Annotated in this window: 1 protein-coding gene; it reads right to left on the reverse strand. The window is 69.4% G+C overall.

Features of this window, described 5'->3' with window-relative positions:
• Positions 1 to 60 precede the first annotated feature (60 nt).
• The gene (locus tag IEW07_RS20675; RefSeq protein WP_229742031.1) at positions 61 to 1,641 is read right to left on the reverse strand and encodes a transposase; all 1,581 of its coding nucleotides are present in this window, start codon (positions 1,639 to 1,641) and stop codon (positions 61 to 63) included.
• Positions 1,642 to 1,658: the final 17 nt, after the last annotated feature.

The raw sequence follows: 1,658 nt of genomic DNA on the forward strand, positions 1-1,658 counted from the left end.
CGCTGAGAACGAGTGACTGGCCCAGGGCCACATCGGAGGAGGGCCCTGAAGCTCAGGCGCTCAGGCTGCGGGGGCTGCTCGGTGGATCTTGAGAATGTTGAACGCTGTGGCGGCCAGGTGCAGCTCGCTGGTGGCGTGCTCGAGACCGCGGCGGGAGAACCGGTCGATGATCTTCTTCAGATTGCCGATGCCCGGTTCCACCGTCGCTGCTCGACGCTTGTAGAGATCGCGGCCTTCACGGGTGCGTAACCGGTGGGCGTTGGCCTTACGCGGGGTCGCATCCGCTGAGGGCGGCCCGTGTGCTGGTTCCTGGGCCGCGGTGCGTTGGTCGTCGCGCCGCTTGCCCAGGGCGATCAACCGGTCCGGTCCTGCGGCGGTGAGGTTGGCGTCGCTGTTGTATCCGGCGTCGGCCAGCACGGTGCCCACCAGGTGATCGGGGTTGCCGGTGTGGGCGTGCATCCAAGCCGCGGCGCCCTGGGCGGCGTCCATCATCGGGGTGAAACAGGCCTGATCGTTCGGGGTCTGTCCCACCTGTACCGCAACGATCAGCTGATCGCTGGTGACCGCGACCTGGGCGTTGTATCCCTGCAGGAACCCTCGACGGGTCGGCATAATCCGCGACTGCGGGTCGGTGGTGTTCGCCACGACCTTCGGCAGCCCCTTCCCGGCCGGGCCCGACTCCACGGCGGCTGCGGCGGCCTCGGCGTTGGCCACGACGCGGCGAGACCGCGCCACCCTGGTGCTGTCGGCCATCGGCACCGGCGGTCGCCCCATCGGTTTCCTGCCGGCCGCGACCAGGGTCGCGTATCGGTCCAGCTTCGCCTGATGGGAGGCGATCTCACGCGCCAGGTGCGCCCGTGCCTCGGCGAGCCGGTGCGGCCCGTTCGGGATCCGTCCGACCACCGGCTGCCCCTGCTCCGAGCGGCGGCGCCTCGCCAACGCGGCGGCCTCGTGCTCGGCCTGGCCCCGGGTACGTCGTTGCTGCTGGGCTTTGAGCTCTTCGGCGGCTTGCTGGATCCTCTCCCGCCGCCGGGTGCGGTCGCCCAAGGCTGCGGGCACCCGATCCGGGCGGTCATCGCCATCACCCCCACGCGCTTCCGCGTCCTCGGCCCGGTCCGTCTCCTGGGCCTCGGTGACCACGCCGGCGACGTGCCGGTCGAACCAGTCCTGGCCGCGGTTGGCGTCGATCGAGGCGTTGGCTGCGATCTTGGTGCCGTCTATCGCGACCATGCCGAACCGCCCCAGCCCGGCCCGGGCGGCGATCATCAAGACTTGTGCGAACAGGTCCGTGAACGCGTCCTGGGAATCGGCGCGGAACCTGGCGATCGTGGTGTGGTCCGGGCCGTCTTGGGCGCACAGCACCCTAAACGCCACATCAGTCGTACACATCCGTTCGATCGCCCGTGATGACCGCACCCCTTGGCAGTACGCGTAGACCAACAGTCCCAGCAGCATCCGCGGATCGTAGCCAGCAGCACCGGCACCGCCACGACGCCGTGTGCGTTCCAGAGCGGTGATGTCGAGAGCCTCCACGGTTTCCAGCACGAACCAGGCCAGGTGATCCTGCGGAAGCCACTCCCGCATATCCACCGGCAACAGCATCGGCTGGTCCCGGAGCACCGGGCGAAACGACTTGGCCATGCCACATCATCCCCCGC

Origin of the sequence: Kocuria dechangensis, assembly GCF_014636775.1 — a bacterium.
In the GTDB taxonomy this organism is placed as follows: Bacteria; Actinomycetota; Actinomycetes; order Actinomycetales; family Micrococcaceae; genus Kocuria; species Kocuria dechangensis.